Genomic DNA, 26,086 nt, shown 5'->3' with positions numbered 1-26,086 from the left:
TTGGTCGCTGTTAAGCATACACAGCGACCTTATCACGGCCGGTATTTTTTGCTTCATACAAAGCTTTATCGGCATGGTGTAACGTTTTGTCGGCATCGACCAATGTGTTGCTGGCTGCGATACCAATTGAAGCTGTAACTTGCAACTGCTCGTAATTTTTAAAAGCCAGCTGTTTAAGTTCTCGTCTGACACGTTCACCAATAAATCTTGCGCCAGCAATATTTGTATTAGATAAAATAACAACAAATTCTTCGCCACCATAACGGAACACTTCATCTGAACGTCGAATCGTATTGCGAATTGTAGTCGCCACTTCTTTTAAAACCTGATCACCCACCAGATGACCATAAGTATCATTAATTTGTTTAAAATAATCGATGTCAATGACCATAATTGAAAATTCGGTGTGGTGTCGATTAAATGCACAAATTTCTCGATTAAGTGCTTCATTAAATGCTGCCCGGTTTGCAATTTGTGTCAGTGGATCGCGATGTGCCTCTGCTACTGCTTTTTGATACAGTAGTGCGTTGCGTAGCGGATAAATTAACAGACTTAATAAATTCTCAATGGCTTGGGTTTCTTTTATAGTGAAGGGCTGCTGGCGAGTACATTCAATTTCACCTAAATCATCTTCCTCGAGTGCCAGTCGATAGCGGCATCGATGGAGCTGCTCTTCACCAGTTTGAAAAAATAAATCGCGTGATTTATTGGCAAAACGCACGGAGTCACAAGGAATAATTGCTGCAGTTTCGGCACAGAAGCTTTGCAGTAGTGGCGCAATTTCTAAGGTTTGTTGTAATTTTATCGCTAAATTCGCAATTTCTAAACGTTCAGAAGTCTGTTCAGAAAAACGGTAGCCTTCGATACCAATTACTTTAGCTGTGTTAGGACTTTTCATGTTTTCCTCAAATAACAACAGATTGAGTCTATTTTCCATTCAACTCAGCAAAATTTATGCCATAAATATTATATTTATAAATTACAATAGCTTAGATGAGCAATAGTAGAGATTATGACATAAGTGATGAAAAATTGACGAATTATATTCACAATATTCAACAAAAATCTTTTGAGATGACAGTAAGGAGTCGAAATTCTGTCGATTAGTTGGCAACAATCTGCCGTATGATCATCCGTTGGGTATGATTATAGGTTGTTGCTGGTGAGCTGCAGTGCCTAAAGTAGTGTTTTGTGCGTGTTAAGCGTAGGTGTAATCATACAGTCACTGACTCAGTTGCATAATGACAAATTTACTTAGATGCTTAGTTAGATTTTATTTTTTGTTAACTCAGGTGTTTTGCTCATTTAAGTATTTTGCAAACACCTGGATTGAACGATTATTGTGCATCAAAAGATTGTCCATTGATTGATAGACTATCGTCTCCCATTAAATATTCATAGATTGGCATGATCTCTTCAGGGGTAACTAAGCGGTATCTATCTTCGGCGGGATAGGCCTTGGCGCGCATTTGAGTTCGGGTAGCGCCTGGATTAATCGCATTGACACGAATATTTGAACCATCCAGTTCGTCAGCTAAAATTTGTACAAACCCTTCGACAGCAAATTTTGAAACAGCATAAGCGCCCCAAAATGCGCGTCCTTTACGGCCAACACTAGAACTAGTCATTATTAACGAGGCATTGGGCGATTGTCTTAACAATGGCAGGCAGGCATGAGTTAATAAATAAACGGCGTTAATATTGACTTGCATTATCTGATGCCATGATTCGCTGGGAGTAAATTCAATGGGTGAAAGTTCACCTAGCATACCGGCATTGTGTAAAATACCATCGAGTTGACCGAGTTCTTGTTGAATGGTTTCGGCCAGACTTTTACACTGCTCTGCAGAGGCATTGATTAAATTTAACGGAATAATTGCCGGTTGTGGGTATCCTGCATCAACAATTTCGTCGTAAACACTTTCCAATTTGCTGGTATTACGACCATGCAAAATAACCGTTGCACCTAATTTTGCGTAATTTTTGGCTGCCGCTTTGCCTATTCCGTCACTAGCACCAGTGACTAAAATAACTTTTTCTTTGAGCAAATGTTCTGGCGCTTTATAATCACGCATAGAGGAATCCTGTTGTAAGTTGAATTTCACTGAATTTTAACAGTGTTGTCTTGTTTAAGCGTAGTAATTTTGATTTATATTGACTAATTTTAAAGTGAAGTGAAAGGTAAGTCACTTTTCGTATTTTCACAACTTATCCAAAGTGATAAGCTTCCTGAATGATTTTAGGGATGAGGCATTTGAATAATGGGAGGGCAGATGATTAAAGTATTGATTGTAGATGACCACGAATTAATCAGAAGCGGTATTAGCCGACTTCTCTCTGATGATGACAAAATTACAGTTGTTGGAGAAGCTTCCAGTGGTGAAGAAGCAGTGACCAAAGCGCGTGAACTTCGTCCTGAGGTTATTTTGATGGATGCCAATATGCCTGGCATAGGCGGGTTGGAAGCCACTCGGCGATTAATTCGTTTTGATCCGGATGTCAAAGTGATAGCGGTTACTGTGCATGGTGATGAACCTTATCCAACACGATTTATGCAAGCAGGTGCTGCTGGATATATTACTAAGGGCACGGGTATCGAAGAAATGACCATTGCGATTAAGCAAGTTGCTAGTGGTAAACGCTACCTTGCACCTGAGATCGCGCAGCAAATGGCGTTAAAGTCGGTAAATCCTGATGAGGGCAGTCCGTTTGATGATCTTTCAGATCGGGAAATGCAGGTAATGCTAATGATTACTCGCGGACAAAAAGTTCAGGAGATTTCTGAGCAATTGTTTTTAAGTCCCAAAACTGTTAATAGCTATCGCTATCGTTTATTCGAAAAGCTTAAAATTGAGAATGATGTTGAATTAACTCACATGGCAATACGTCATGGAGTGATTGAGTCCGAAAAGTTATAACACTTTTTGGCTTTGGCGACAGTGAGTAGCGCTGACAGCGAATTGAGCAGCGCCGACAGCGAATGATATCAACAGTGAATGACAGCAACACTGAACTAAAAGACATGGAGTCGTCTTTTTATGATTTGCCCAAATTTTAATCAATAAACATGCTAAGATAATAAGGCTAATTGACCATTTCACAATCAACATTTGATGCAAACCTGTTTTTAAAGAATCTCACCAAGCTCCCTGGCATTTATCAAATGATTAATCAGGCTGGGGAAATTATCTATGTGGGTAAAGCAAAAAATCTCAAAAAGAGAGTATCATCCTATTTTCAAAAACAGGATCATCCACCAAAAACTAAAGTGATGGTTTCGCAGATCCATGATATTCAAATCGTGGTGACTGAAAGTGAAAATGAAGCTTTAATTTTAGAAAATCAGTTTATAAAAAAATATCGTCCAAGATATAACGTGATATTTAGAGATGATAAAAGTTATCCTTATATTTTTTTATCAGCCGAAGAATTTCCACGATTAAGCATCCATCGAGGCAAACAGACGCAAAAAGGTGATTACTTTGGACCATTTACTGGTTCCGCTGCTGCTCGATATAGTATTTCTCTGATGCAAAAGTTGTTTCAAATCAGACAATGTGAAAATAGTGTTTTTAACTATCGATCTCGTCCCTGTCTACAATATCAGATTAAACGTTGTAGTGGCTCTTGTGTGAATAAGATCAGTGCAGCAGATTATCAAAAAGATGTGCAGCTGGTTCGATTATTTTATCAAGGTAAAAATGACTCAGTTATTCAAGCCTTAACCGAGCGTATGGAGACTGCTTCACAGCAACTTGAGTTTGAAAAAGCGGCGCAAATTCGTGACCAGATAATTCAACTTCGTCGAGTTCTTGAAAAGCAGGCAGTTCAAGGACGAGAGTCAGATATCGATATTGTTGCGGCCGGTATTAAAGAAAAAGTGGCAGCAATATTTATTTTGCATATACGCAATGGATTGGTGCAGGGGAGTCGTAATTTTTTTCCAAAGGTGCCACTGGATACGAGCTTAACAGAATTGATGGAATCTTTTCTTGGTCACTATTATACCGCTTCTCAAAATGAATTACCCAGCGAAATTGTAATCAATACAGATATTGAAGAGCCTGCTTCATTAGCGCGTACCATTGGCGAGTTAAGAGCCGGAAAGGTGAGAATTGCCCACTACGTAAAGACCAGTCGGGCTGCCTGGTTAGATATGGCTAATCGAAATTTACAAGAAATGATTGCCGCAAGGTTAGCCAGTAAAAGTCACACTCAAAAGCGTTTACAATGTTTAATGGATGAGCTGAATTTAGATAAATTACCAATGCGTATGGAATGCTTTGACATCAGCCACTTTCAAGGTGAACAGACGGTTGCCTCGTGTGTAGTATTTGAACAAGGACAGGCGAAAAAATCAGATTACCGGCGATTTAATATAAAAGAAGTTACCGGTGGCGATGACTACGCAGCCATTGAGCAAGCCGTGCGCAGACGATTTAATCGATTGGTTAAAGAAGAAGCCAAATTACCTGACTTATTAATAATTGACGGTGGAAAAGGTCAATTAAATCAAGCACAAAAAGTATTAGATGATCTTGAATTAGACCAGGTAACACTCATTAGTGTCGCTAAAGGCAGTGATCGAAAAGTTGGTATGGAGCAAATCTTTTTTCCCTCCGAAGCGATAGCTAGGCGATTGGAAGAAGACTCTTTGGCTTTACATTTAATTCAGGCAATCCGAGATGAAGCTCATCGATTTGCAATTACCGGGCATCGCGGAAAGCGTGAAAAAGTTAGAAAAACTTCTTTTTTAGAGGGAATTCCTGGCGTCGGTGCAAAGCGACGACGAGCGATTATTCAGCACTTTGGTGGATTGCAGGAAGTCAAAAGAGCGGGTGTCAGCGATTTAAAACAAGTTGAAGGTATTAGTCAAAATTTAGCGCAATTGATTTATGATCAACTGCATGATTAAATGCGAATGTCATTTTATTTATCTTTAATGTGAAAACTTAATGATAAATTTTTGTATGCACCATTCAATTAAATCAACAAATCAAATGATTAACAGGTGACATATTGATGCTCAATGCTAAAATGGTTACCACAGGTTTCTGCCACTAATATATCATGAATATTGCCAATTTATTAACGTCATTTCGAATTCTCTGCATTCCTTTACTGGTATTTTTCTTTTATTTACCAGTTAGTTGGGGGCAAACTACGGCGGCAATTATTTTTGCAATTGTTGGCTGGACAGATTGGTTTGATGGTTGGGTTGCCAGACGTTACAACATGCAATCGTCTTTAGGTGAGTTTCTAGACCCAGTTGCTGATAAGTTAATGGTAGCGGCGTCGCTGGTTTTATTAGTAGAACAGCATGCAACGATTTGGATTGCCGCACCGGCATTAGTCATTATTAGTCGTGAAATTACTGTTTCGGCACTTCGTGAATGGATGGCTGAATATGGCGAACGCTCTGCTGTAAAAGTCGTTTTTGTGGCTAAAATTAAAACCTTAATGCAACTTTCCGCAATTTTCTTTTTATTGTTAGCCGGAAATGAAGCCGAAATAAAAACAATAATGGAACATTCTTGGCTTTATATTTGGGGTTACATACTTTTATATGTGGCAGTAGCGCTGACTTTATGGTCCATGTATATCTATTTGAAAGCCACCTGGCCATTACTGGCTTCTTCAGAGCTTAATAATCAGTCGAATTCTGGTGACAATTGATTATAAAATCAGCGGTTTGCGTGATCGATAAAAAAGTTAAGCTTGTAGCGATAATCATGCTTGACAGACATTTTTCTTGCTGTAAAATGCCTCCCCACTTGAAGCGGGAATAGCTCAGCTGGTAGAGCACAACCTTGCCAAGGTTGGGGTCGCGAGTTCGAATCTCGTTTCCCGCTCCAAATAATTAGGCTCGGCAATATACTTTTAATATTCAAAGTATACAATGGAGCACTGGGTTTTTAGCTTTGGATTCTGCTTTGAAGAAATAAATTTTAAAGCAAAAACAATAGCAAGTAAGACTAGTTTAATGGAGTAACTATTTTAAAGGAACTAAAAAGCCAAGATTTGGCTGGGTGGCAGAGTGGTTATGCAGCGGACTGCAACTCCGTGTACGCCGGTTCGATTCCGACCCCAGCCTCCATAATTTATAGCTACTCATAGCCCGGGTGGCGAAATTGGTAGACGCAAGGGACTTAAAATCCCTCGGTGGCAACACCGTGCCGGTTCGACTCCGGCCCCGGGCACCATGCTGTAGATGGTGGAAAATAACACTGTTAGATTGATTAATCTGGTGTTAAGATTAAGACTTTCTATGTTAGACTTTCCTTGTCTAGCAAATACGCGGGAATAGCTCAGCTGGTAGAGCACAACCTTGCCAAGGTTGGGGTCGCGAGTTCGAATCTCGTTTCCCGCTCCAATTTAAAATATACCTTGATTTAAACATATCCTGATCTAAATATATTCTAATTTAATCAAGTCCCAAATTAATAAGTCTTAGATTAATTAACTCCCAAAATAATTAAGTTAAGATTAATTCAATTTCAAATTAATTAAACTTAGCTCAATCAACTACCCATTTCTCTTTATTTATTTTTTATTCTTTTAACTGATTATTTTAACTAGTTCAGTTGCTTTTATTTGCAATGAAGGATTTTCTGCCTTTGCTCTCTCTGCCTTTGCTCTCTCTGCCTTTGCTCTCTATTAGCGCAACACTTATATAATAGCAGTTTTATTTGACAGAAATTTGACTCTTACCACTTAATTGTTGAATATCTGAGCCGAAAATTTTTCGTATCATAATCTTTCTATTTGATGGTCAACAAAGTCTTTGATAACCGCCTGTGCTTCATCATCGATAGCGGTAAATTCAAATTTACATTCATATTGATTTTCAAAAGTATTTACCGTAATTACCCGTGCGTAAATATCTGTAGAATCACGTCCCATTATTGACATGGAGAGTTGAATTTTTATTTCGTCTAAAGGATTCAGTTTGGTCGGCACTGTGGCAAAGAGCCCACCGTAACTGATATCAATTATTCGACCCGTATATTCTTTTTCTTCGACAACTTTGTTAGAGACTCGTTTAAAAGCCAAAGGCGCATCAATCATTATCCGGGGGCTTTTTCTGAAGTCTTGAATTGGAACTTCTAATGCAACCGGTTGAGAAGTTGCCAGCAGTTCATACATATTGACTGCGCGAATTTTACCTTTGACTTTTACACTGTTGACTCGCCCAATTTTTACAAAAGATTGAGCCGCTTGAAAAGTATTTTCACTCAAGAGAATTTGTCCACGTAGACAATGAGCTTCGACACGAGAAGCCAGATTAACTTGATCACCAATAACAGTATATTCTCGATGGAGTTCAGAGCCTAAATTTCCCATTAAAACCACACCGGTATTAATACCAATTCCCATATAGAGTGTTGGTAAACCTTCTTGACTATTTGAGCGATTGATTTCTGTCATCGCAATCTGCATCTCGATTGCACAGGCAATCGCATTGGCTAAGTCATGTGTTGTTGAGCGTGGGGCACCAAATAGTGCCATGATAGAGTCACCCATAAATTTATCGATAGTGCCACCATATTGCACGATAATTCGGCTCATTTGGGAAAAATAACGATTCAGCAAGTTAATAACCTGAAGAGGGGAAAATTTTTCTGCTATCGCCGTGAAGCCGCGCAAATCAGAAAGTAGCACGGTCAACTCTCTGGATTCCGTAGGCTGACTTTGATTAATGACAGAATCAATAATTGTGTGAAGTTGTTTGTCTAATTGAAAGTCTGAGATATTGCGTTCTGATACTTGTTGTAACAGTAAGCGCTTTATTTTTTCAACTAATTGCTTTTTCGTGTGTGTTCCATATGAGCTGACAAAGATTCATTGGCTTAATTTCAGTTTAGATGAAAGTTGGCAGTTTTGTGCATCAAAAGTAAAATTTGTTCAGTTTTTTCCTGTGAATAAAGCAAGACGTTTAACTTAACCACTGTTAACCTAAAGCGTTAGTTAGCGTTGAATTTTGCGCAAAAAGATAACGGTTAAATCAGAAAGCTTTCATGCTCAAGATATTAAAACCGATAATTGAAAGCCAAATATGAAAACTAGAAGTAACAAGAATAAAAGCTAAATATTAAAATAATTTGATGTTAAACCAAAGACAGTTGAGTAGATTTAAGTTGAGTCAATCCGCTAATCGTTCGTAAAGTATTTGTCAGTTATGTGAATTTTAGTCAAGCAGATTTTAGTAAAGTAAATATCAATAAAGTCAACTTCAGTAAAGTCAATTTCAGCAAAGTCAATTTCAGTAAAGTCAATCTGGCACCTTTCAATTGTATTATCTAAAGTGAACAATCTGACAAAAAAATATTAAAACCGCAAGCAAGTCAATTGAATAACTGACTTGCTTGCGGTTGATGTAATACAAGTATCAATAACTTGGCGATCTTGCTAGTGATGTTGAGTTTGTCTCTCTGAATTATGTGATCGCTGTTGGCTGCTGCGGTGTTCGCTGCGTGTATTTTGTCGCTGATTTGTGTTTCGCTCCGATCTGATTTGTTCTCGAGATCTGGATTGATTTTGTTGATTTGAGCGTCGTTCAGCTCGATGCGATGACTGAGCATTTTGCTGTTGACTGGCTTGAGTATTCCGCTGGTTATGCTCACTACGGTTAACCTGTTGACGATTTGTTGCGTGACTTTTCTTGGATTTATCTGATTGTACTCGGCGCGTTGTTAAGTCTTCGCGATAGGTCCGGTTACTTCGCTGACTATTATTTGTCGCACGGTTTGTATTATTGTTTGTATTGGCTCGCTCACGACGCGTATTTTGATGTTGAGTTGTTGCTTGGTTTTGTTTGGTTGTGCGTTCCCGAGCACTGGTTAGTTGTTGACGCAATCTTTCCGAGCGTGATTGTCCACTTGAATTCAGACTTGTAGCGTTAGAGCTACCAGTCTGACGTTCGGCACGACGAGATGAGTTGTTAGCACGTTCACTGGTCAAGCGGTTAGTGCGCTCCCGTTGCACCGAACGATTTTGGTTATCTCGCTGTATTGTCGCTCGTTCATTGCTTGATCGGTGGTTTTGTCGACTTGCATGGACGACCTTGCGTTCATTTCGGCGAATAACTTGAGTGTGCTCTCTACTCGGGCGACTACTACGATATTGTTTTCGTAAATGTTCGCTGCGGTAAGCGACGCCGCGCCGATGTACCGGATTATGCCGCCAATGACGTCCTCGATAATCATCGATGATGTGACGACGATGGCGGTAACGTTTGGCATGATAATGGTGCCGATCAACCACAATGACGTGATGGTTATGCCAATGAAATGCACTATGAAAGTAATTAAATGAGATATGAACGCGAGGCTGCCAATAAAAAGGGTGATGATGGCTAAAATGGTGATTGTGATGATGATGCCAGGTCCAATGAACAGGAGGATAGTGATCCCAGTACCAATGCCCATAAACTATACGTGAATCATAGTAAGGGAGATAGACGACTTCTCGCTTAATAGGTTGAATGATAATTTTATCGTCTTCGCGCGCAACTTCCATATGCTCCATTTTTTGAAGACTACCAGCTTGATCTGCTTGATGTCGCAGGGTTTGGATTACCTGTAGTACTCGCTCTTCATTTTGTAAAAAAGCATCGCCAAGTGACTGTGTCCAGCTTAACTCTTCACTGAGTTTTTGTAATATTTTAGGAAAGGGAATCAGCGCTTTAACACTCGGATCCCAGTTCTTGTTTTCAACCATATCCAGCGCATCGCCAGGCGATACATTGCTATGTTGCTGCTGCCATCGATTGGCTTCGATAACTTCAAGTGGGTAAGTTGAGGCAATTAAAATATGGGTCAATACACTATCTGGATATAAAGCGACAGGGGCTAGAATTTGTGCTAGTTGGCCATCGGTCGGCTGCTCATCGTCATCTTCAGCCATACTGCTAGGCAAATAAAGCCCAATAATCAGGCTAATCAGTATCAAGTAGAATTTAGGCATACTTGAGCTCTCTTTTGCTGTTTTAGTGGATCGTGCTAACAATTAAAACCCATGTAAACTGAATCTAACATGAATCAATCTGATAAATAAATTACACTAGTTGCAATATTGAGTAAGCATCCATTATATGAAAAGGTCGTAAATGTGAACTATTGGTTATTAAAAACTGAGCCTGATGTTTTTGGAATTGATGATTTAGCCGCTCTTGGAAAGCTGGCTGAGCCTTGGAATGGTATACGAAATTATCAGGCGCGAAATATCATCCGAGACCAAATTAAAACTGATGATTTGGCGTTAATTTATCATAGTAGCTGTAAAAATGTTGGGGTGGCTGGTATTGGAAAAGTGGTCAGTGAAGCTTATGTAGACCCCGACCAGTTTGATCCAGAGAGTGTATATTTTGATGCAAAATCATCGCCTGAAAAACCTAAGTGGTTTCGCTTCGATCTGAGGTTTGTCAAGAAGTTTTCGGCAATTGTGTCTTTGCCGGAGATTAAATCTAATCCTGAGTTGGCGAATATGGTGTTACTTAAACAAGGACGCTTATCTGTTCAACCTGTTAAAGATAATGAATGGAAATTAATCTGCCAACTGGCACAAAGAAAGTCATAAAATAGCCAATACTCGGCATTCTATGAATGGCATATAATTTATGTTAGCGGCCAACTTTAATAAACATCAGACCAGCACTCATAATCATTTTTTACTAGAGGAATCAAATATTGATGAATATACTGATTACTAAAGCGTGGTCTGGGCGAGCGATTGATGAATAGAGTAGCCAAGAAACAAATACTTATAACAGGCGGAACAGGGCTGATAGGTGAGTCTCTGATTGAATATTTTATTGCTTTAGGGGGCACTGTATTTGTTTTAACTCGTCATGTTAAAAAGGCACAACAGCAATTTAATTCAAATGATGTGGTGAAACAGGTTAAGTGCACGGTCAAAATAATTCATTCGGCCGATTCAAGTACATTAACTTTATTCAATGACTCAGTGACGATTTACTTAATTGAATCTCTTTCCGAAATTCCTGCGTTGCAATCAATTAACTGGGTGATTAATCTGGCGGGTGAGCCAATCGTTGATCGACACTGGAGTGAACAGCAAAAGCATAATATTTGGCGTAGCCGCGTTGATTTTACTAAAACCCTGGTGGAATGGATGCAAACCCGTGAAAATCTACCTGAAGTCTTAATTAGTGGCTCTGCCGTTGGTTGGTATGGCGATGGTGAAGACAGAATTCTTGATGAAACCTGTCCTCCGCACCACGAATTTACGCATGAATTGTGTGATGCTTGGGAGAGAGCAGCCATGGTTGCTGAAAGTTTGAATGTGAGAGTTTGTGTTGTTCGAACCGGCATTGTGTTAAGTCCGCGGGGTGGTTTTATGCCTCGTTTACTTACGCCATTTAAGCTTGGGTTAGCGACCGTCTTGGGCGACGGAAACCAGTATTTATCATGGATACATATTCAAGATATGGTACGTGCAATCGTATTTTTGATTCACAATGAGTCCAGACAGTGTCACGGCGAATTTAATCTGACCGCGCCTCAACCTGTGACTAATCGAGAATTTACTCAATTGCTCTGTGAGCAACTTAAGCGTTGGTGTCTTTTTCGAGTACCTGAAGGCTTATTTGAGTTGACTATGGGTGAGCGAGCGCGTTTGCTCATTAAAGGGCAGCGGGTAATACCTGCCCGACTGGAATCTTTGGGGTTTGAATTTAAATTTTCGCAACTGAAATCTGCTTTAGGTGATATTCTGATTGATTGCTAATCATCAGCCGTCAACTTTTAAGTATTGAAAGCTAATGATTGGTTGCTTGTGTCATTGATTTAACTTCCAAGATTCCAACACGCCCATCATGACCGGCACCAACAAAACGTAAAGTATCGCTATTGATAGTGTAAAAGCCTTCGGTTGAGAAATGCTGCCAAGTTTTGCCGCAGCTGTGATGTTATAAAATTTTTCCCCTGATCATGGCTAATAAAAACTTTACCTTCAGTACCGCCAACCCAAATGGTATCGAAGCCGATAGCGCTGGCACGCAAGGAGGTTTTCTCGGGTAAGTGAGTGATTTGCCAGTTGTTGGCATCTATCATTTTGGGCGATGAAGTAGGGCTATATAAGGTATTAGCGAATAACTCAGATGGATAAACTGTTAAGAGCTAGGTCGAAAGAAATAATGTCAATTGACTTAAATTAACACGCTGCATAAAAAATGCCCGCTAAAGGTAAATAACACAAGCTTTGAAAATACTGGATATTTAAAAAAATAACAAGCGGAATATATTATTGTTAAGATGTTACGGTGTTAAGCTTACTAAAGTAGTGATGGTATTAATTGTCAGCTTTTAAATTACGTAAATTAGAGATAACCGATGCGAGCGCCTGATCAAATAAATCATTTTGTTCATCGAGCTTTAATTCACCAAGACGATAAATGCTTTTGAGTTCTTCTGTATTGCATTCTTTTATTTTTATACCACTACGATCAGTAAAAATAAATTTGTCACTGGCAGAAATTTTAGCCGCAAGGCGACATTTTTTAAATTTATCTTTGATAAAAATTTCGACCCAACTGCCAACTGCGAGCTTGGTAATATTATCAATTTGTTGTTCGGTTAATTCTTTTGAAGGGATAGGTGTTTTAATTAAATTTGCATTACTTCTATTCGCATTGTCGAGTGCGCTTTTTTGTATATTACTTTGTATGGTGGTTTTAACATTTTTTGATTGTGCTTCAGTTGTTGATAATTGATTTTCTTGTTTTACATTTTCAGGTTGAATATTTCTGGATTGAGTTGTCGTGATTTTAGCTGATGTTACTTGATGATTCGAAGTTGGCTTGGTAACTTGTTGCGCATCAGCTTGCTGAATATTCCCTTGTTGTTGACTTTGTAGTTGTGCGGCAGCCGCTTGTTGCGCGGCAAGCTTTTCTGCTTGGCGTTTGCTTTCTTGTGCTTTTAGGTGTGCCAGTTTTTTTTGTGCCGCATCTTCCTCTTTAAATCGTTGTAATAAATTACCAAAAATTGATTCATAAGCTTGTTCAAATAGAGGTTTGTTCCCTACGATTTTTATTGTTTTATTTTTATAAGCTAATGCTAAATCTTCGGTAGTAAATTCGGTAATCTTATTGCCCGAACCATTGACTAAAATATATTTGTCGGCACTGTCAATGTATGATGCCAGTTTACAACGAATTCTTTTTTCTGGCTGTTCAATCACCAGCCAATCTCCGGGTTTGAGTAATTGAATCCTTTTTATGCTGGCTTCCAAGTCTTTTTGTTGCCGACTTTTTGGAGACAAGGTGTCAGCTGGCTGTATTGCTTCTTCAGGGATTAGTTGAAATCGGTATTCAACCCATTGTTCAACGGTCATTTCATCAATAGCAATATCGTCATTCGTCAAAGTTGTACCACTTTGCGTGATGGTTGCATCAGCTGTTTCATTAAAAGGTGTGGTGGGTTTTAAACGCAGAATTTCCTCTTTGGGACCTTGTTCCAGTTTGAGTTTTATTTGACTGATCAGCTCACTGTGTCTTTTGTCTAGTGCAGCAAAAAATGCGTCGATTTCAGTAAAAGAGTAAGAGGTTTTTTCCAATTTATTGCGTAGCCATTTGAGTAAGACTTCCTGAAGCTCAATAAATTTCGAAAACTCTTCAATATCGCTAATAGATTGAATGCTAACAATAAGCGCTTTAGCAATAAACAGGGCATCCCGAGAATCATTTTTTTCAGCTTTTAATATGTCGAGAAAAATAATATGCTGCCAAGCATTGAGTAACATTTGTAAAATAAATTCAGGGATGTTCTTTTTGCAAGTTAGTTTATTCAGTGCAGATTGTGATTGTAGATTTGCCAGTTCTGCCTTGGCTTTACCTTCTTCGGCTTCTCGAATACGTTTTTCAAATATTTCTGCTCGCTTGGCAAGATTATCTGCAAAGGCTTTAATAAGTTGAGCATTGCTGGCAAAAGTCATTTCCAATGATCGATCAGACAATGCTGCTTGCTGTAATTGATCTAAAACATTTTGTAGTTGTTGCAAAATTAATGCCGCATTAGGTGAGGACTCATCCCATAACAATCCCACTTTGGCAACATCGTCGAGCAGACTTTTGGCGGGGTGTGCAGTTAAAGTGATGGCTTCGGGGGATTGCAATAACAGTAATAAATAAATTGGCTTTATTTGAAGAATGATTTCTCTGATGTTGGGTTTAATACTTTTTTCTTTTAGCGCAAACTCAAACAGATTGTCGACCAGTTCGATCAAATTTTGGCGAGAAGCTGAAATTTCAAATGATTTTTTGGTAAATCTTTGTTGTAAGTATTTCTGTAATTTGATATGAAAGGTTGAGGTATCATTTAAATCAGTGATCAAATCATCGCTATTTTCAAGCGAACTTGTGTCATCTGGCGACTGTGGTGATTGTTGTTGTACAATTTGTTGGCTGATTAAGTGACGTAGTTCCTCAGTAAAAAGTGCGACATCTTGTTCATCACTTGAATCCTGGCTTTGATTGACTAAATACTTTTCAATCAGTTGCGCCTGAATAGTCTGTTTATCAGTTTTCAGTATTACTTCGTCGTTAGAACTTACTGAATCTTTTGTCATGGTAATAAATTTATCTGAGCTATATTTTCTGATAATTAAGATGACAATAAACCAAGTTTTCGCTGGCTGATTGACGACTGATGGCGATGCAGTTATCGACTTAAGAATAAAGGGATCACTTTGAATTCTAATTAGAGATAAAATCGTACGCTCGCCGATATTGATTATAGCTCGAAAACCGAGGTTGCGCGCTGTTTTTAATAGCGATTATTAACTATATGAACGGGGTCAGTTAGGTGTTTCAACTCTGTGACACATCAATAAAGTTGTTTAAATGCCGCTATAAAGTTAACCATAGTTACTCGTCGTTAATCAATGAATGTATTTAGAGCGTGCGATTTTGCTGAGTGCTGTTGGTGATAGGTTTGGCTGGATTACCTGCCACTAGCTGATTGGCTGCAACGGGGCGCGTGACTACACTACCTGCACCAATTACGGCGCCATCACCAATTATGACTCCGGGCAATAGAATGGCTCCTGCGCCTAACCAGACATTTTTGCCAATAACAACATCACTTGCCAGGCTAGTTTTCTGCAAGCGCTCCGATGGTGATATTGGGTGGTTGATGGTTAAAATTTGCACATTTGGGCCAATTAAACAGTTATCTCCAATATATATTTTGCCGCCATCTAGCAGCGTACAGTTGATATTGATATAGATCTGATTGCCCATATAAATTTGCTGGCCATAGTCACAATGAAAGCCTGGCTCGATAATAATGTTTTCTCCCGCACAGGCGAAGTTATTAACGACCTTTTTCAGATGCCCTTTACTCGGCGCTCGATTAAAATTTCGGCATAATTCATGGGTTTTCTGGCGTTGTTGACGCAATTCGGGCGTAAGACTATCAAATGGCTGTTTAATGGTCAGGGCATTCAGATCGGGTAGGTTAAATGGCATGTTTAGCTGAGCAATCCAAAAATTAGGTTAAAATACTGTTTTATTTAGTCTTTCATTTTAGCATTATTTTTAAATGGCGTTCACTGCTGGCTTTTCTCCAAGATTATGCTTATCCTTCGCGATTATAATGCAGTGTTATTTCTTTGGTTAATTGTTGATGATTTGGATAATTGAATTTAAATGCTTCTTTGCTTAGATCATTTTTTATTTCGATAAGTTAATATTTTAAAGAGTATTTGATTAATAAATTGCTTAAAACATTGAATAAAACAACCTTGTTTATCTGTGTGTTATTAAGTCTATCTGATTAAACAATTGCTATCAGTCAAATAACCGTTTTGTCAGTCAAATAAATTATTGAGAAACTATGTTTGCTTTTGCTCAAATGAATCAGTGGCAACAACAGCTTTTTGCTGCCGCTTTAGTACAACGAATGCTCCCAAATTATCTATATTTTGCGCAAGCCTGTGAGTTTGGTGAGCCTGGAATACTGGTTAATCAATTGGATTTAGTCTGGCAGAAGCTGGCCAGGCTACCCGTTAAGTTTAATGTGCCATTACAATTAGATAAACTGGAAAATGTGATTCCTCGTGCTGAGGATTTTGATGTTTATGCGGTATTTCCTGCAATTGATGCTTGCAGTGGACTAACCACGTTGCTACAAAGCTTTGTTGAGCGTGAAGTTGATTGCGCAGCAGAGCTCAGTCAGCTTTCAATTGCAACGGTAACTGCGTATCTAGAAATGTTACAACTGGAAGCGGTAGACGAAATAACGGCTGAAGTTAACCCACAAGAGCAATCAGTAGAAGAAAAAACACAAGAAGAAAAAATACAAGAAGAAAAAATACAAGAAGTACCGACGACTATAACCGACGAACCACTATATCAGTGGGAAGTGTCAATGCAAACGGATTTGTACGAGCTAATTATTCAGCGTAAGGAAAACAAAGCGCTAATCGACGAAGTTAAGACGCTAGTGACTGAACAGCGTCTGTCTAACTTGGCTATCGAATATTAATCTATTTATTGTAATGATTTTGCTGGATATTGTTTATGAAATTGAATCTTAAGGTAGATAAACTAATCAGTAATCAGTTCTGAGTTTAACCCTGAACGCACCGAGACATAACGGTTCTTACCTTTGCGTTTAGCTTCGAGTAAAGCTTGATCGGCCCTGACAATAAGTGAGTTGTGAGTATCTTCAATTTGGGCTTCAGTTACACCAAAGCTGGCGGTAATTTGGTGGTCTGGTAGTTTTGATGTTGGGTTTTCAAGTTTTATCTGCTCGATATTTTCGCGCAATTTTTCCGTCATTTGAATGGTTTTTTGCCAACTGGTATGGGGACAGATAATCAAAAATTCTTCGCCACCCCAACGTCCGATAATATCAGTGTTTCGACAGTTTGCGCTGAGTACATTGGCAACATCAATCAAGGCTTTGTCGCCAACCATGTGGCCGTATTGATCATTGATAATTTTAAAATCATCAATGTCGAGTAATATAATCGAAAAAATATCACCATAGCGGCGAAAACTGTTTAAGTGATAAATCAAGGCTTCATCGGTTTTAACCCGGTTAAATAAATTGGTTAATTTGTCGGTCTGGGATATTTTTTTCAGTTCATTCGCATGGCGGCGTAATGTGATATGACGATAAAGCAGCCCAAAGAAAAATGCGCTTCCTACCAATATAATAATTAATATTAATTCGTAATTGGCATGATGTTCATAATTGACCTTGATCCAGGCATGATTAATCGCTTGTTTTTGTTCTTTGTCGATATTATTAATGGCTTTATTAATAATTTGCTTTAATACGGGTTGGTTGTTTTTGACTTTAAAAGCTAACGCAATGTTATCTCTATATTCCCCATTTATTTTTAAATTGTGATAATAGTTGTTCTGTAAAAACTGACCTGTTGAAGCTAAAGGACCTATATATCCATAAATTTCCCTTTGAGCTACTTTTTCTATACCGCTGTGGATTTCATCGACTTCGATCCAGGTAATTTTCGGATACCGCAGTATCAGCGGCTGGGCGTAGTCAAACTTATTGACAATCGCAATACTTTTTCCAAACAGTTCATTAATTGAATTAATAAACAATTTATCTTGCGTCGTGGTAAAAACCAGTGGTGATTCCAGGTAAGGAACGGTTGCTAATGGATTGTTCTTTAAGACTCGGTCAAAGTTAGCGATTGATGATAAATCACATTGCTGAAAGCTGTTAGGCGATGTTTGTTGAACAAACTCTTTAGCTGTTGCCAGTTGAATATTGAATCCGGTTTGCTGTGCAATCAAAAATGCAAAGTCAGCAGTGATGCCGACATGTTTCCCATTTTCAGTGCTCTCAAAGGGTTTGTTATTGTTTGAAACACAAACTTTAAGCAGATTGTTTTGGTGAATGTAATTAATTTCATTTCCACTAAGCTTGAGCGAACTAGCTGCCGCTAAAGAAGAGATAAAGAAAGAGATTAAAACAGTAATGATTTTAAGATTTATTTCCATGGTTTTAATTTTTATTATTGATCCAAACAAGATTAACTTCGCTTATTCGTTTCTCTCACCTCCCTGCTATGGAGAAGGGCGACAGTGTATAGTTCGAATGATTTTTGTACAAGCTTTTATTGATAATATGATCGAATAAACAGATTGACGGCGTAAGATTAGCGAATTTATCTGCAAATATCCGTGAAAAAGTTGCCATAAATTGTATATACCATATAAAAGCTGCCATTTTATGAATCATTTGCCAAGTTAAATAGATTCAGCCTCGATTGTTTTATTTAGGTGAAGTGCTGTGAAACTTATGTTTTATTTGTCAAAGTTGAAATTTTGGCAACTTAATTCATGATTTAAACGATAGATTGGTTTTGACAAAAAATTTTACACTTATTCTCATATATCTCAGTTGAACATGTTATAGGATTACATTTTGCTGTTTTAGGCTTAACCATTCATAATTTGTAAATTATCGTAAATTTAACAGCCTTACAGTAGACATTTAACGATAATAAATTACCAAATAATTCTAATACAGAACATTTAGGAACTTTAGCTGATGATGGTGTCTTTTTATAAACGTTTGGCTTTAATTGGGCTGATAGTATTAGCAGGAATGGTCGGATTATCTGGTTGTAGTGATAATTCAGCAGCCAAACCAGACGCTCAACAACAGGGAAAAGCTCCTAAAAAGGTGAGCAAACCGATTCCGGTTGAAGTTATGCAGGCTGAAATTGGCAATGCTGCATCCTATTATGTGACAACCTCAACTTTAACACCCAGTAGCGATGCACAGGTTAAAGCGCGCTCGAATGGTGTTGTTAGAAAGATTCTCAGAGAAGAAGGTGATGATGTTGGTGCAGGTGAGATTTTATTGCAACTGGAAGATGATGATCAACGCTTGCGTGTTCAGCAGGCCCAACAAAAGCTTGCCAGTGCCGAGCGAGAGTTCAAGCGTATCAATAAGATGAAAAAAAGTGGCATGCTTTCTCCAGCAGAATGGGAAGAGGCTAATAATATTTTTCAAACGGCACAAACCGATTTACAGCTCGCCGAGCTGGCACTGACTTATACGCGCATCGCATCGCCGTTTGCGGGCCGGGTTGTATGGCGAGAAGTTGATCTTGGTGCACATGTTTCAGCGGGGGATTTACTTTTTCGCATAATGGCGATTAATCCATTGTTAGTTAAGGTGCATGTACCGGCCAACCGAATCGGCAAAGTCGCTGCCGGACAAATGGTAAAACTACGCGTTGATAGTTCTGCTGAGCCATTAAGTGGTGTGATTGATTTGGTCAGCCCAATTGTCGATCCGGCAACAGGAACTATAAAAGTTACGGTAAAATTAGAAGCCTATCCGTCAAATGTTAGACCGGGTGATTTTACCGAAATTACGATGATTACTGATCAGCGTGCTAACGCGATGTTGTTGCCGAGTGTCGCGCTGATTGAAGAGCGTGGCCAGCATTATGTGTTTGTTAATGATAATAGTAAAGCAGTGCGTAAGAAGGTTGAAATTGGTTATGTCGTTGGTGAGCAAACTGAAATTATTAGCGGAATTACCCAAGCTGATAAAATTGTTGTTAAGGGGCAGCGGAGTTTGAATGAGGGTAATTTATTAAAAGTTATTGGCGCCGAAGGTGCAACTGACCTTGCAAATCAACAGCAAAATTCGAAAAGTCTTGTTGATTCTTCTAATTCTGATGCTGCTCGCTCGGGCAAACAGCATTGATCAAGCATCACCAATTAAGAGTGACCAAGAATGATTCGTTCGCTAGTTGAGTTTTCTGTCAAAAGACGCGTTACCGTATTTATGGCTGCACTGGCTGCGGTAGCCTTTGGCTTGGTTGGTTTTTCCCGATTGCCGATAAACCTGTTACCTTCACTCAGTTATCCTTCATTAACGGTGCAAACCACTTTTCCAAATGCGGCTCCTGCAGAAGTAGAACAGTTGGTGACTCGTCCGGTAGAAGAAGTTGTTGGTGTATTAAAAGGATTAAAACAAATTCATTCGGTATCTCGCTCGGGTATTTCTGAAGTCACTTTGGAGTTTGGCTGGGATGCTCAAATGTCGAATCTGGCAATGGATATCCGTGAAAAACTGGATCGTTTGCAATTACCCTTAGAAGCCGAAGCGCCAATCGTTTTGCGTTACGATCCTTCACTCGATCCTATATTAAAATTGAGCTTGAGTGGCCATTTACCCTTAACTCAATTGCGTTTGCTTGGTGAACGAGAAGTTAAAGAAGCATTAGAGCGTATTGAAGGTGTCGCATCGGCGAAAATCCAAGGCGGCGAAGAAGAAGAAATTCATGTCGATATTAATCAGGGAAAAGTTGCTGCTATGGGTATTTCTCCGCAGCAATTGACGCAACTTTTAAGTGATTCGAATATTAATCGGCCTGGGGGCTCATTGAAAAATGAGCAAACACAATTGTTAGTTCGAACGCTTAATGAATATGATAGTTTACAAGAAATTCGTGAACTCAGAATCACTCCTCCGGGCGTTGCGGCGGTAAAACTGAGAGAAGTTGCTGAAGTTTCCTGGGCGAGCAAAGATCGCGAAGAAATCACCCGGTTTCAGGGGGTTGAAGGCGTGATGATATCGATTTATAAGGAAGGGGATGCTAATACTGTTGAAGTGGCAAATGCAGTTAAAAGTCAACTATCGCGACTCACACGTAAATTGCCGCCCAAAGCAAAATTATCTCTACAGTTTGATCAGTCACGATTTATCGAGCAGTCTATTAGCGAAGTTAAGCAGTCCTTGATGATTGGCGGATTGTTGGCAATAAGTATCTTGTGGTTGTTTTTACGTAACTTTCGATTAACAGCTATTGTAGCCACAGCCATTCCGTTGTCGCTGGTTGCCACATTTATCTTGATGTATCGCTCCGATGTATCAATGAATATTATGTCTCTTGGTGGTTTAACGCTTGGTGTTGGCATGCTGGTTGATGCTGCTATCGTGGTACTCGAATCCATTCATCGCCAGCGTGAAAAAGGATTGCCGATTATTGCTGCTGCCATTGAAGGTACGAGTGAGGTTGGTGGTGCAGTGACAGCATCGGTGCTGACCACTATTGCTGTTTTTATTCCTATTGTGTTTGTAGAGGGTATTGCAGGACAGTTGTTTAAAGATCAAGCGTTAACCGTTACTTTTAGTTTGATTACTTCATTAATTGTTTCGTTGACGCTAATTCCAATGTTGGCATCATTAGGGCAAAACAACGCATCTCAATTAAAAAAGAAAGCGCAAAAAGTACAGCAGGTTAAGCAGCAGCAAAATTCTCTGGGCCGATTCTCACGGTTATACGAAGGCGTTTTAAAGCAATCACTCCGTTTTAAGTGGCTGACTTTGATGAGTGGTTTTATCGCTTTATTTTTATCTTGGCAACTGGTTCCGCAAATCCCCACTTCATTGATTCCCCAAATGAGTGAAGGGGAATTCTATTTTGATGTCAGTTTACCTGAAGGTACAGCTTTACCGACAACAAATGATGTGATGTTGCAAATGGAAAAAATCGCGTTGGCACATCCTGGTGTAGATAATATTTATTCTTCAGTGGGTAGTCGAAATGTTAGCGGAGGGTTATCGTTAAAAACCAAGGATGAGAATTTGGCGCAAATTAATATTGTGATTAAAGATCGTGCCAATAGTCGATTAGAAGAACAGGTGATTGCTGATTTGCGCGCTGCTTACAGCCAGATACCACAAGCCGATGTACAATTTGGGCGACCTTCCTTCTTTAGTTTAAAAACACCGATGGAAATGTTGTTTTATGGCGAAGATATTGATGTTTTGCGCGAATATACAGTAAGTCTGATGCCAAAATTGGAAAAGGTAGAGGGGTTAGTTGATATTCAAGCTTCGCTTGAATTAGGCAATCCCGAATTAAAAATAGAATTCGATCGTGAAAAACTGGCTCGTCTGGGTTTTACGATTCAGCAAGTGGCAGAAACCTTACACCAGCGGATTAATGGCACTATTGTTTCTCGCTTTCAACAGCCAGACAGACAGATAGACATACGTTTGAGAAACCGGGTTATTGATAGAGACAGCGTCAATGATATGGAAAATATTATCATTGGCGAAGTCGACGGTAAGCCGGTAACTCTGAAGGCCGTTGCACAAATTGTGTCTGCTCAGGGACCCGCGGCGATTGATAGAATTCAGCAGTCTCGTGTTGCTGTCATAGCGGCCAGTCTTAAGGGACGGAGTCTTCAATCGGTTACTCAGGAACTGGCACAACTGATACAAGATAATCCACCGCCTGCGCAAATCAGCTTTGAATTTGGTGGACAAAATAAAGAAATGGAAGAGTCTTTTGGTAGCCTGCTATTTGCCGTTTTATTGGCTGTTTTTCTGGTTTATATCGTAATGGCTGCGACATTTGAGCATATGGGACACCCATTTGTTATTTTATTGACCATTCCTTTGGCCCTAATTGGAGTAATTCTGGGGCTTTATACAACAGGCTATGCTATTAGCGTAATATCGATGATTGGCGCGGTATTTTTAGTGGGTGTTGTCGTCAATAATGCGATTGTTTTAGTCGATGCTATCAATCAGTGTCGTCGCGCAGGTATGGATAAACTCGACGCGATTATTGCAGCCAGTAAGTCTCGCTTGCGTCCCATACTGATGACAACTCTGACTACTGTGTTAGGTTTGTTGCCAATGGCGATAGGCTTTGGTGAAGGTGCTGAGTTGCGCGCACCATTAGCGGTAGTGGTTTCATTTGGTTTGTTGGTTGCTACAGGGTTAACTTTATTGATCATACCTGCAACTTATCTGATTATGCCTTCGCAAGTTGTGACTGATGAAGAACTACGAAAACTTGAGCAATCAGTGGTTGATGCCGAAGAAATTGAAAGCCATCATGAACAAACAAAGACCGATCTAAACCAGATAGTAAAAGGCGCATAAAGGGGACATAATGACATTACCAGAAATTGCAGTTAAACGCCCCATTGGCACCTTAATGGTGCTTACCAGTATTTTGGTACTGGGCATTATTGCACTGCTGCGCCTGGAACTGGCATTTATGCCCGAAGTTGAAAATAAAACACTGCATGTGGTGATGGAGTATCAAAATGCTTCACCCAAAGCGATTGAGCGAATGCTGGTTAAGCCTGTTGAAGAAGCTCTCTCTTCAATGAATGGTGTCCTTCATATGTGGTCAAATAGCGACCATCGTGGTGGACGTGTCAATCTATTGTTTGGTTTTGATACTGACATGGATCTGGCAAGGGCTGAAATCCATGAGCGACTGGACCGTATAACAAGTGAATTGCCCGATGATTTGGAAAGAATTATTGTTTCGCAAAACTGGAATCCCCGAGAGTCGGGAGAAACGATTATGGAAGCGAGACTTTCATCGGGGCGAGATCTGAGTAAAAACTATAACCTGCTAGATCGCAAAATAGTCAAGCCGTTAGAGCGGATCCCAGGTGTGGCTGTGGTCACTCTGGATGGTGTTAATCCGAGAGAAGTACGCATTAATCTTAATCTGGCACAGTTAAAACGACATAACATTGATGCTCGCCAAATTTGGAAAGATATTGCACAAAATAATCAAAATACAGCGCTTGGTATATTGCGCTCTGATCAAAGCAAAATTGTTGTTCGTTCAATGGGTGAATTGGTTTCACTGGAGCAGCTCAAAAATATACCTATATCATCCTCTAAGCGATTGCCGAATGGCGTTTCAAGCTCGGGAGCTAGTGAGGCAGTTAATTTACGTTTAAGTGATTTGGCCGAAGTAACCTATGAAGAGCCGCCATTAGAATATGGTCGTCATTTGGATGGTAATTTTGCGATCGGATTAAATATTGCTAAAGAATCTTCTGCTAACACGATAACTATCGCCGATGCGGTTTATCAAAAAATTGAACAAATGCAAAGTGATCCTGAACTTGATGGGATTAATTTTCTGGTCTGGCAGGATCAAGGCAAGGAAATACGCAATACATTGGGAGATTTAGAGCAAACGGGGCAGTTTGGTGCAATCCTAGCAAGTCTGGTGTTGTTTTTATTTTTACGCAAAGTGACGGCAACGATTGTTGCTGTTGCCTGTATTCCATTTTCCCTGATAGTCGCCTGTGGGGTTATTTGGTTACAGGGTAAAACCCTCAATACAATTTCGCTACTGGGTTTAATTGTTGGATTGGGAATGCTGGTCGATAATGCCGTTGTGATTATGGAAAATATTGACCGTTTTCAAAAGAAAGGTTACGGCGGCAGGGTTGCTGCAATTCTTGGTGCCAAAGAAGTCTCGGTCGCGGTAATTACTGCAACGGTGACTTCAATTATTGTCTTCTTACCCATGATCTTTTCCAAACCTACCGAAATGAATATTATTTTGCGAGAACTGGGTATCACGATTTGTATTACTTTGTTGGCGTCTTTATTCATTAGTCAGACACTCATTCCGCTGGCTTCAACCAAGCTGCTCAAGCATTCTAAAGAAAATGTCAAATCGCCGATTATGGACACGTTACAGGAAAAATATTCGAGCTTGCTCACATTTACCCTACAGCATCGTTGGGTCGCTTTGGTTGCAGGCGCTGCAATTTTTGTATCAACCATTTATCCTTTTCAACAGATTAATTTTAATTTTGATGCCGCACCGACTCAAATGTTTGTTGGTATAAATGTTGATGTCACCGAGGCAGCATCGTTAACCGTAAAAGAACAAATTATTACTCAGGTTGAGCAGGCGCTAGAGCCCTATAAAGAAGAGTTAAATGTTAAATCCATTTATAGCTGGTGGAGTGAAGGTCGTTGTATTACCCGACTTTACATGAAACAAGGGTTTCAAAATGAAGAAGACATGAATCTGGTGCGCCGAAAACTGCCTAAAATTTTACCAGAAATTGCGGGGGTTAAGTTAACGGTGCAAGATAACGGTCCTTTCTGGAAGCGTAATAGTGGTAAACGCATTGGAATCCCGCTTGAAGGTCCCGACTCAGAAGTATTGAGCGAACTGGCTGAGCAAGCCATTTTAATGATTGAAAATGTGCCTGGATTATATGATTTTAACTCCACCGCAGAAGGCGGTAGACTCGAACTGCAAGCGCAACTAGACCGCGACCGAATGAATGATTTTGGCGTCGCTTCAAACCAGCCTGCCAGCGTTGTTGAAATGACTTTTCGAGGACGCAAACTTTCTCGTTTTCAAACCGAGGATGGCGAAGTTGATATGCGACTCTTGCTTGGTGATGAGCAAGATACTCGGATTGAAGATATTAAAAATATGCCAGTTATCAAAAGTGATGGTTCAACTGTTTTATTGGAAAGTATATCTGAGTTTGAAGTTCGCAAGGGACCAGAACGTATCAATCGTCAAAATAAAATTTCCAGTATTTGGATAGGAGCCAGGTTTGAAACGGGCAAGCGAAATGAACATTTTAAAACGGTGACTGACATTTTAAAAACGATGCCGTTGCCGGAAGGCTATACCTGGAAATTTGATAATCAATGGCGAGATGCAGAGGAAAGTCAACAGGAGTTTTGGCTGAATCTGTTACTGGCTTTAGGATTAATATATGCTGTGATGGCCGGCCTGTTTGAGTCATTGCGCCAAGCGCTGGCATTAATGATCAGTTTACCTTTTGCGCTTGCAGGGGCATTTTGGACCTTATTTTTATTTGGCGTTGATTTTGACCAGCCCGCATCAATCGCCGTGCTATTGCTGCTCGGTATTGTGGTTAACAACGGGATTGTTATGATTGAGCATATTAATTTATATCGACGCGAAGGCTGGCCGCGTCATCAAGCCATGTTACAAGGTGGTAAAGAGCGCCTTCGACCGATTATTATGACTGCTTTGACAACGCTGGTAGGGCTTATTCCGATTGTTATTCAAGAGCCATCACTCGGTGGAGTTTATTATTATTCCATGGCTTATGTCATTATGGGCGGGTTGTTATTTTCGACACTGCTAACAACATTATTTTTACCGGCAACAATTAGTTTAATTGAAGATGGTTTTGACTTAATTAAGCGTTTGTTGCTCTGGGGAGCAAAACAAATGAAAAAGCCAACTCAAAAGCTGGCTTTTCAGACAAATAGTGAAAAGTAAAATCGCTATC

Annotated in this window: 18 protein-coding genes and 4 tRNA genes; 14 read left to right on the top strand and 8 right to left on the bottom strand. The window is 39.6% G+C overall.

Features of this window, described 5'->3' with window-relative positions; translation table 11 throughout:
* Positions 1-10: 10 nt before the first annotated feature.
* The gene (locus tag ABVT42_RS04445) at positions 11-898 is read right to left on the bottom strand and encodes a GGDEF domain-containing protein (RefSeq protein WP_353873932.1); all 888 of its coding nucleotides are present in this window, start codon (positions 896-898) and stop codon (positions 11-13) included.
* 439 nt (positions 899-1,337) lie between these two features.
* Positions 1,338-2,075 carry a YciK family oxidoreductase gene (locus ABVT42_RS04440; RefSeq protein ID WP_353873931.1) on the bottom strand — a complete coding sequence of 246 codons (738 nt, stop codon included), beginning with the start codon at positions 2,073-2,075 and terminating at the stop codon, positions 1,338-1,340.
* A gap of 198 nt (positions 2,076-2,273) precedes the next feature.
* Between ABVT42_RS04440 and uvrY the strand changes: the two genes are divergently transcribed.
* The 7 genes from uvrY to ABVT42_RS04405 all read left to right on the top strand — a co-directional run bounded on the left by uvrY (position 2,274) and on the right by ABVT42_RS04405 (position 6,373).
* Positions 2,274-2,918, top strand: a complete 645-nt coding sequence (uvrY, locus tag ABVT42_RS04435) for a UvrY/SirA/GacA family response regulator transcription factor (protein ID WP_353873930.1) — start codon at positions 2,274-2,276, stop codon at positions 2,916-2,918.
* A 170-nt stretch (positions 2,919-3,088) separates the two neighbouring features.
* Positions 3,089-4,915 carry an excinuclease ABC subunit UvrC gene (gene uvrC / locus ABVT42_RS04430; protein ID WP_353873929.1) on the top strand — a complete coding sequence of 609 codons (1,827 nt, stop codon included), beginning with the start codon at positions 3,089-3,091 and terminating at the stop codon, positions 4,913-4,915.
* A gap of 155 nt (positions 4,916-5,070) precedes the next feature.
* On the top strand, positions 5,071-5,676 hold the full coding sequence (gene pgsA, locus ABVT42_RS04425) for a CDP-diacylglycerol--glycerol-3-phosphate 3-phosphatidyltransferase (protein WP_353873928.1): 606 nt from the start codon (positions 5,071-5,073) through the stop codon (positions 5,674-5,676).
* 103 nt (positions 5,677-5,779) lie between these two features.
* A tRNA-Gly gene (locus ABVT42_RS04420) sits at positions 5,780-5,855 on the top strand.
* A 168-nt stretch (positions 5,856-6,023) separates the two neighbouring features.
* Positions 6,024-6,097: transfer RNA gene (locus ABVT42_RS04415), tRNA-Cys, on the top strand.
* Positions 6,098-6,116: 19 nt separating this feature from the next.
* Positions 6,117-6,203, top strand: a tRNA-Leu gene (locus ABVT42_RS04410).
* Between the two features lie 94 nt (positions 6,204-6,297).
* Positions 6,298-6,373 (top strand) — tRNA-Gly (locus ABVT42_RS04405).
* Positions 6,374-6,750: 377 nt separating this feature from the next.
* On the opposite strand, the gene ABVT42_RS04400 is transcribed toward ABVT42_RS04405, so the two are convergent.
* Positions 6,751-7,668, bottom strand: a complete 918-nt coding sequence (locus tag ABVT42_RS04400; protein WP_417281472.1) for an adenylate/guanylate cyclase domain-containing protein — start codon at positions 7,666-7,668, stop codon at positions 6,751-6,753.
* A gap of 513 nt (positions 7,669-8,181) precedes the next feature.
* On the opposite strand from ABVT42_RS04400, the gene ABVT42_RS04395 reads away from it, so the two are divergent.
* Positions 8,182-8,304 carry a pentapeptide repeat-containing protein gene (locus ABVT42_RS04395; RefSeq protein ID WP_353873927.1) on the top strand — a complete coding sequence of 41 codons (123 nt, stop codon included), beginning with the start codon at positions 8,182-8,184 and terminating at the stop codon, positions 8,302-8,304.
* A gap of 105 nt (positions 8,305-8,409) precedes the next feature.
* Here the strand turns inward: ABVT42_RS04395 and ABVT42_RS04390 are convergent, their stop codons facing one another.
* Positions 8,410-9,966 carry a DUF3300 domain-containing protein gene (locus ABVT42_RS04390; RefSeq protein WP_353873926.1) on the bottom strand — a complete coding sequence of 519 codons (1,557 nt, stop codon included), beginning with the start codon at positions 9,964-9,966 and terminating at the stop codon, positions 8,410-8,412.
* A 144-nt stretch (positions 9,967-10,110) separates the two neighbouring features.
* Between ABVT42_RS04390 and ABVT42_RS04385 the strand changes: the two genes are divergently transcribed.
* Both ABVT42_RS04385 and ABVT42_RS04380 read left to right on the top strand, forming a co-directional pair.
* Complete coding sequence (locus ABVT42_RS04385) at positions 10,111-10,578, top strand: EVE domain-containing protein (protein WP_353873925.1); 468 nt, start codon at positions 10,111-10,113, stop codon at positions 10,576-10,578.
* Between the two features lie 156 nt (positions 10,579-10,734).
* Positions 10,735-11,748 carry a TIGR01777 family oxidoreductase gene (locus ABVT42_RS04380; protein WP_353873924.1) on the top strand — a complete coding sequence of 338 codons (1,014 nt, stop codon included), beginning with the start codon at positions 10,735-10,737 and terminating at the stop codon, positions 11,746-11,748.
* 119 nt (positions 11,749-11,867) lie between these two features.
* Here ABVT42_RS04380 and ABVT42_RS04375 read toward each other — a convergent pair whose 3' ends face one another.
* The 3 genes from ABVT42_RS04375 to ABVT42_RS04365 all read right to left on the bottom strand — a co-directional run bounded on the left by ABVT42_RS04375 (position 11,868) and on the right by ABVT42_RS04365 (position 15,487).
* Positions 11,868-12,074 carry a hypothetical protein gene (locus ABVT42_RS04375; RefSeq protein WP_353873923.1) on the bottom strand — a complete coding sequence of 69 codons (207 nt, stop codon included), beginning with the start codon at positions 12,072-12,074 and terminating at the stop codon, positions 11,868-11,870.
* A 238-nt stretch (positions 12,075-12,312) separates the two neighbouring features.
* The gene (locus tag ABVT42_RS04370) at positions 12,313-14,586 is read right to left on the bottom strand and encodes a DUF1631 family protein (RefSeq protein WP_353873922.1); all 2,274 of its coding nucleotides are present in this window, start codon (positions 14,584-14,586) and stop codon (positions 12,313-12,315) included.
* A gap of 325 nt (positions 14,587-14,911) precedes the next feature.
* On the bottom strand, positions 14,912-15,487 hold the full coding sequence (locus tag ABVT42_RS04365; protein ID WP_353873921.1) for a sugar O-acetyltransferase: 576 nt from the start codon (positions 15,485-15,487) through the stop codon (positions 14,912-14,914).
* 367 nt (positions 15,488-15,854) lie between these two features.
* On the opposite strand from ABVT42_RS04365, the gene ABVT42_RS04360 reads away from it, so the two are divergent.
* A complete protein-coding gene (locus ABVT42_RS04360; RefSeq protein ID WP_353873920.1) occupies positions 15,855-16,505 on the top strand; it encodes a DUF416 family protein in 651 nt (216 codons plus the stop codon).
* A 62-nt stretch (positions 16,506-16,567) separates the two neighbouring features.
* Here ABVT42_RS04360 and ABVT42_RS04355 read toward each other — a convergent pair whose 3' ends face one another.
* Entirely contained in the window at positions 16,568-17,995 is a 1,428-nt protein-coding gene (locus ABVT42_RS04355) for a transporter substrate-binding domain-containing diguanylate cyclase (protein ID WP_353873919.1), read from the bottom strand.
* Positions 17,996-18,548: 553 nt separating this feature from the next.
* On the opposite strand from ABVT42_RS04355, the gene ABVT42_RS04350 reads away from it, so the two are divergent.
* Genes ABVT42_RS04350 through ABVT42_RS04340 form a run of 3 tightly spaced genes read left to right on the top strand, consistent with a single transcriptional unit; the run spans position 18,549 to position 26,076 of the window.
* A complete protein-coding gene (locus ABVT42_RS04350; RefSeq protein WP_353873917.1) occupies positions 18,549-19,721 on the top strand; it encodes an efflux RND transporter periplasmic adaptor subunit in 1,173 nt (390 codons plus the stop codon).
* A gap of 30 nt (positions 19,722-19,751) precedes the next feature.
* Positions 19,752-22,919, top strand: a complete 3,168-nt coding sequence (locus ABVT42_RS04345; RefSeq protein ID WP_353873916.1) for an efflux RND transporter permease subunit — start codon at positions 19,752-19,754, stop codon at positions 22,917-22,919.
* 10 nt (positions 22,920-22,929) lie between these two features.
* Entirely contained in the window at positions 22,930-26,076 is a 3,147-nt protein-coding gene (locus ABVT42_RS04340) for an efflux RND transporter permease subunit (RefSeq protein WP_353873914.1), read from the top strand.
* The last annotated feature ends 10 nt before the right edge of the window (positions 26,077-26,086 follow it).

It is taken from the genome of Aliikangiella maris (genome assembly GCF_040719265.1).
In the GTDB taxonomy this organism is placed as follows: domain Bacteria; phylum Pseudomonadota; class Gammaproteobacteria; order Enterobacterales; family Kangiellaceae; genus Aliikangiella; species Aliikangiella maris.
This window is presented reverse-complemented; position numbering and strand designations above follow the sequence as displayed.

Excerpts from the sequence above, each read along its gene's own strand:
- ABVT42_RS04445 (WP_353873932.1), bottom strand. The coding sequence starts at position 898 with ATGAAAAGTCCTAACACAGCTAAAGTAATTGGTATCGAAGGCTACCGT.
- ABVT42_RS04440 (WP_353873931.1), bottom strand. The coding sequence starts at position 2,075 with ATGCGTGATTATAAAGCGCCAGAACATTTGCTCAAAGAAAAAGTTATT.
- uvrY (WP_353873930.1), top strand. The coding sequence starts at position 2,274 with ATGATTAAAGTATTGATTGTAGATGACCACGAATTAATCAGAAGCGGT.
- pgsA (WP_353873928.1), top strand. The coding sequence starts at position 5,071 with ATGAATATTGCCAATTTATTAACGTCATTTCGAATTCTCTGCATTCCT.
- ABVT42_RS04390 (WP_353873926.1), bottom strand. The coding sequence starts at position 9,966 with ATGCCTAAATTCTACTTGATACTGATTAGCCTGATTATTGGGCTTTAT.
- ABVT42_RS04380 (WP_353873924.1), top strand. The coding sequence starts at position 10,735 with ATGAATAGAGTAGCCAAGAAACAAATACTTATAACAGGCGGAACAGGG.
- ABVT42_RS04375 (WP_353873923.1), bottom strand. The coding sequence starts at position 12,074 with ATGATAGATGCCAACAACTGGCAAATCACTCACTTACCCGAGAAAACC.
- ABVT42_RS04370 (WP_353873922.1), bottom strand. The coding sequence starts at position 14,586 with ATGACAAAAGATTCAGTAAGTTCTAACGACGAAGTAATACTGAAAACT.
- ABVT42_RS04365 (WP_353873921.1), bottom strand. The coding sequence starts at position 15,487 with ATGCCATTTAACCTACCCGATCTGAATGCCCTGACCATTAAACAGCCA.
- ABVT42_RS04360 (WP_353873920.1), top strand. The coding sequence starts at position 15,855 with ATGTTTGCTTTTGCTCAAATGAATCAGTGGCAACAACAGCTTTTTGCT.
- ABVT42_RS04355 (WP_353873919.1), bottom strand. The coding sequence starts at position 17,995 with ATGGAAATAAATCTTAAAATCATTACTGTTTTAATCTCTTTCTTTATC.
- ABVT42_RS04350 (WP_353873917.1), top strand. The coding sequence starts at position 18,549 with ATGATGGTGTCTTTTTATAAACGTTTGGCTTTAATTGGGCTGATAGTA.
- ABVT42_RS04345 (WP_353873916.1), top strand. The coding sequence starts at position 19,752 with ATGATTCGTTCGCTAGTTGAGTTTTCTGTCAAAAGACGCGTTACCGTA.
- ABVT42_RS04340 (WP_353873914.1), top strand. The coding sequence starts at position 22,930 with ATGACATTACCAGAAATTGCAGTTAAACGCCCCATTGGCACCTTAATG.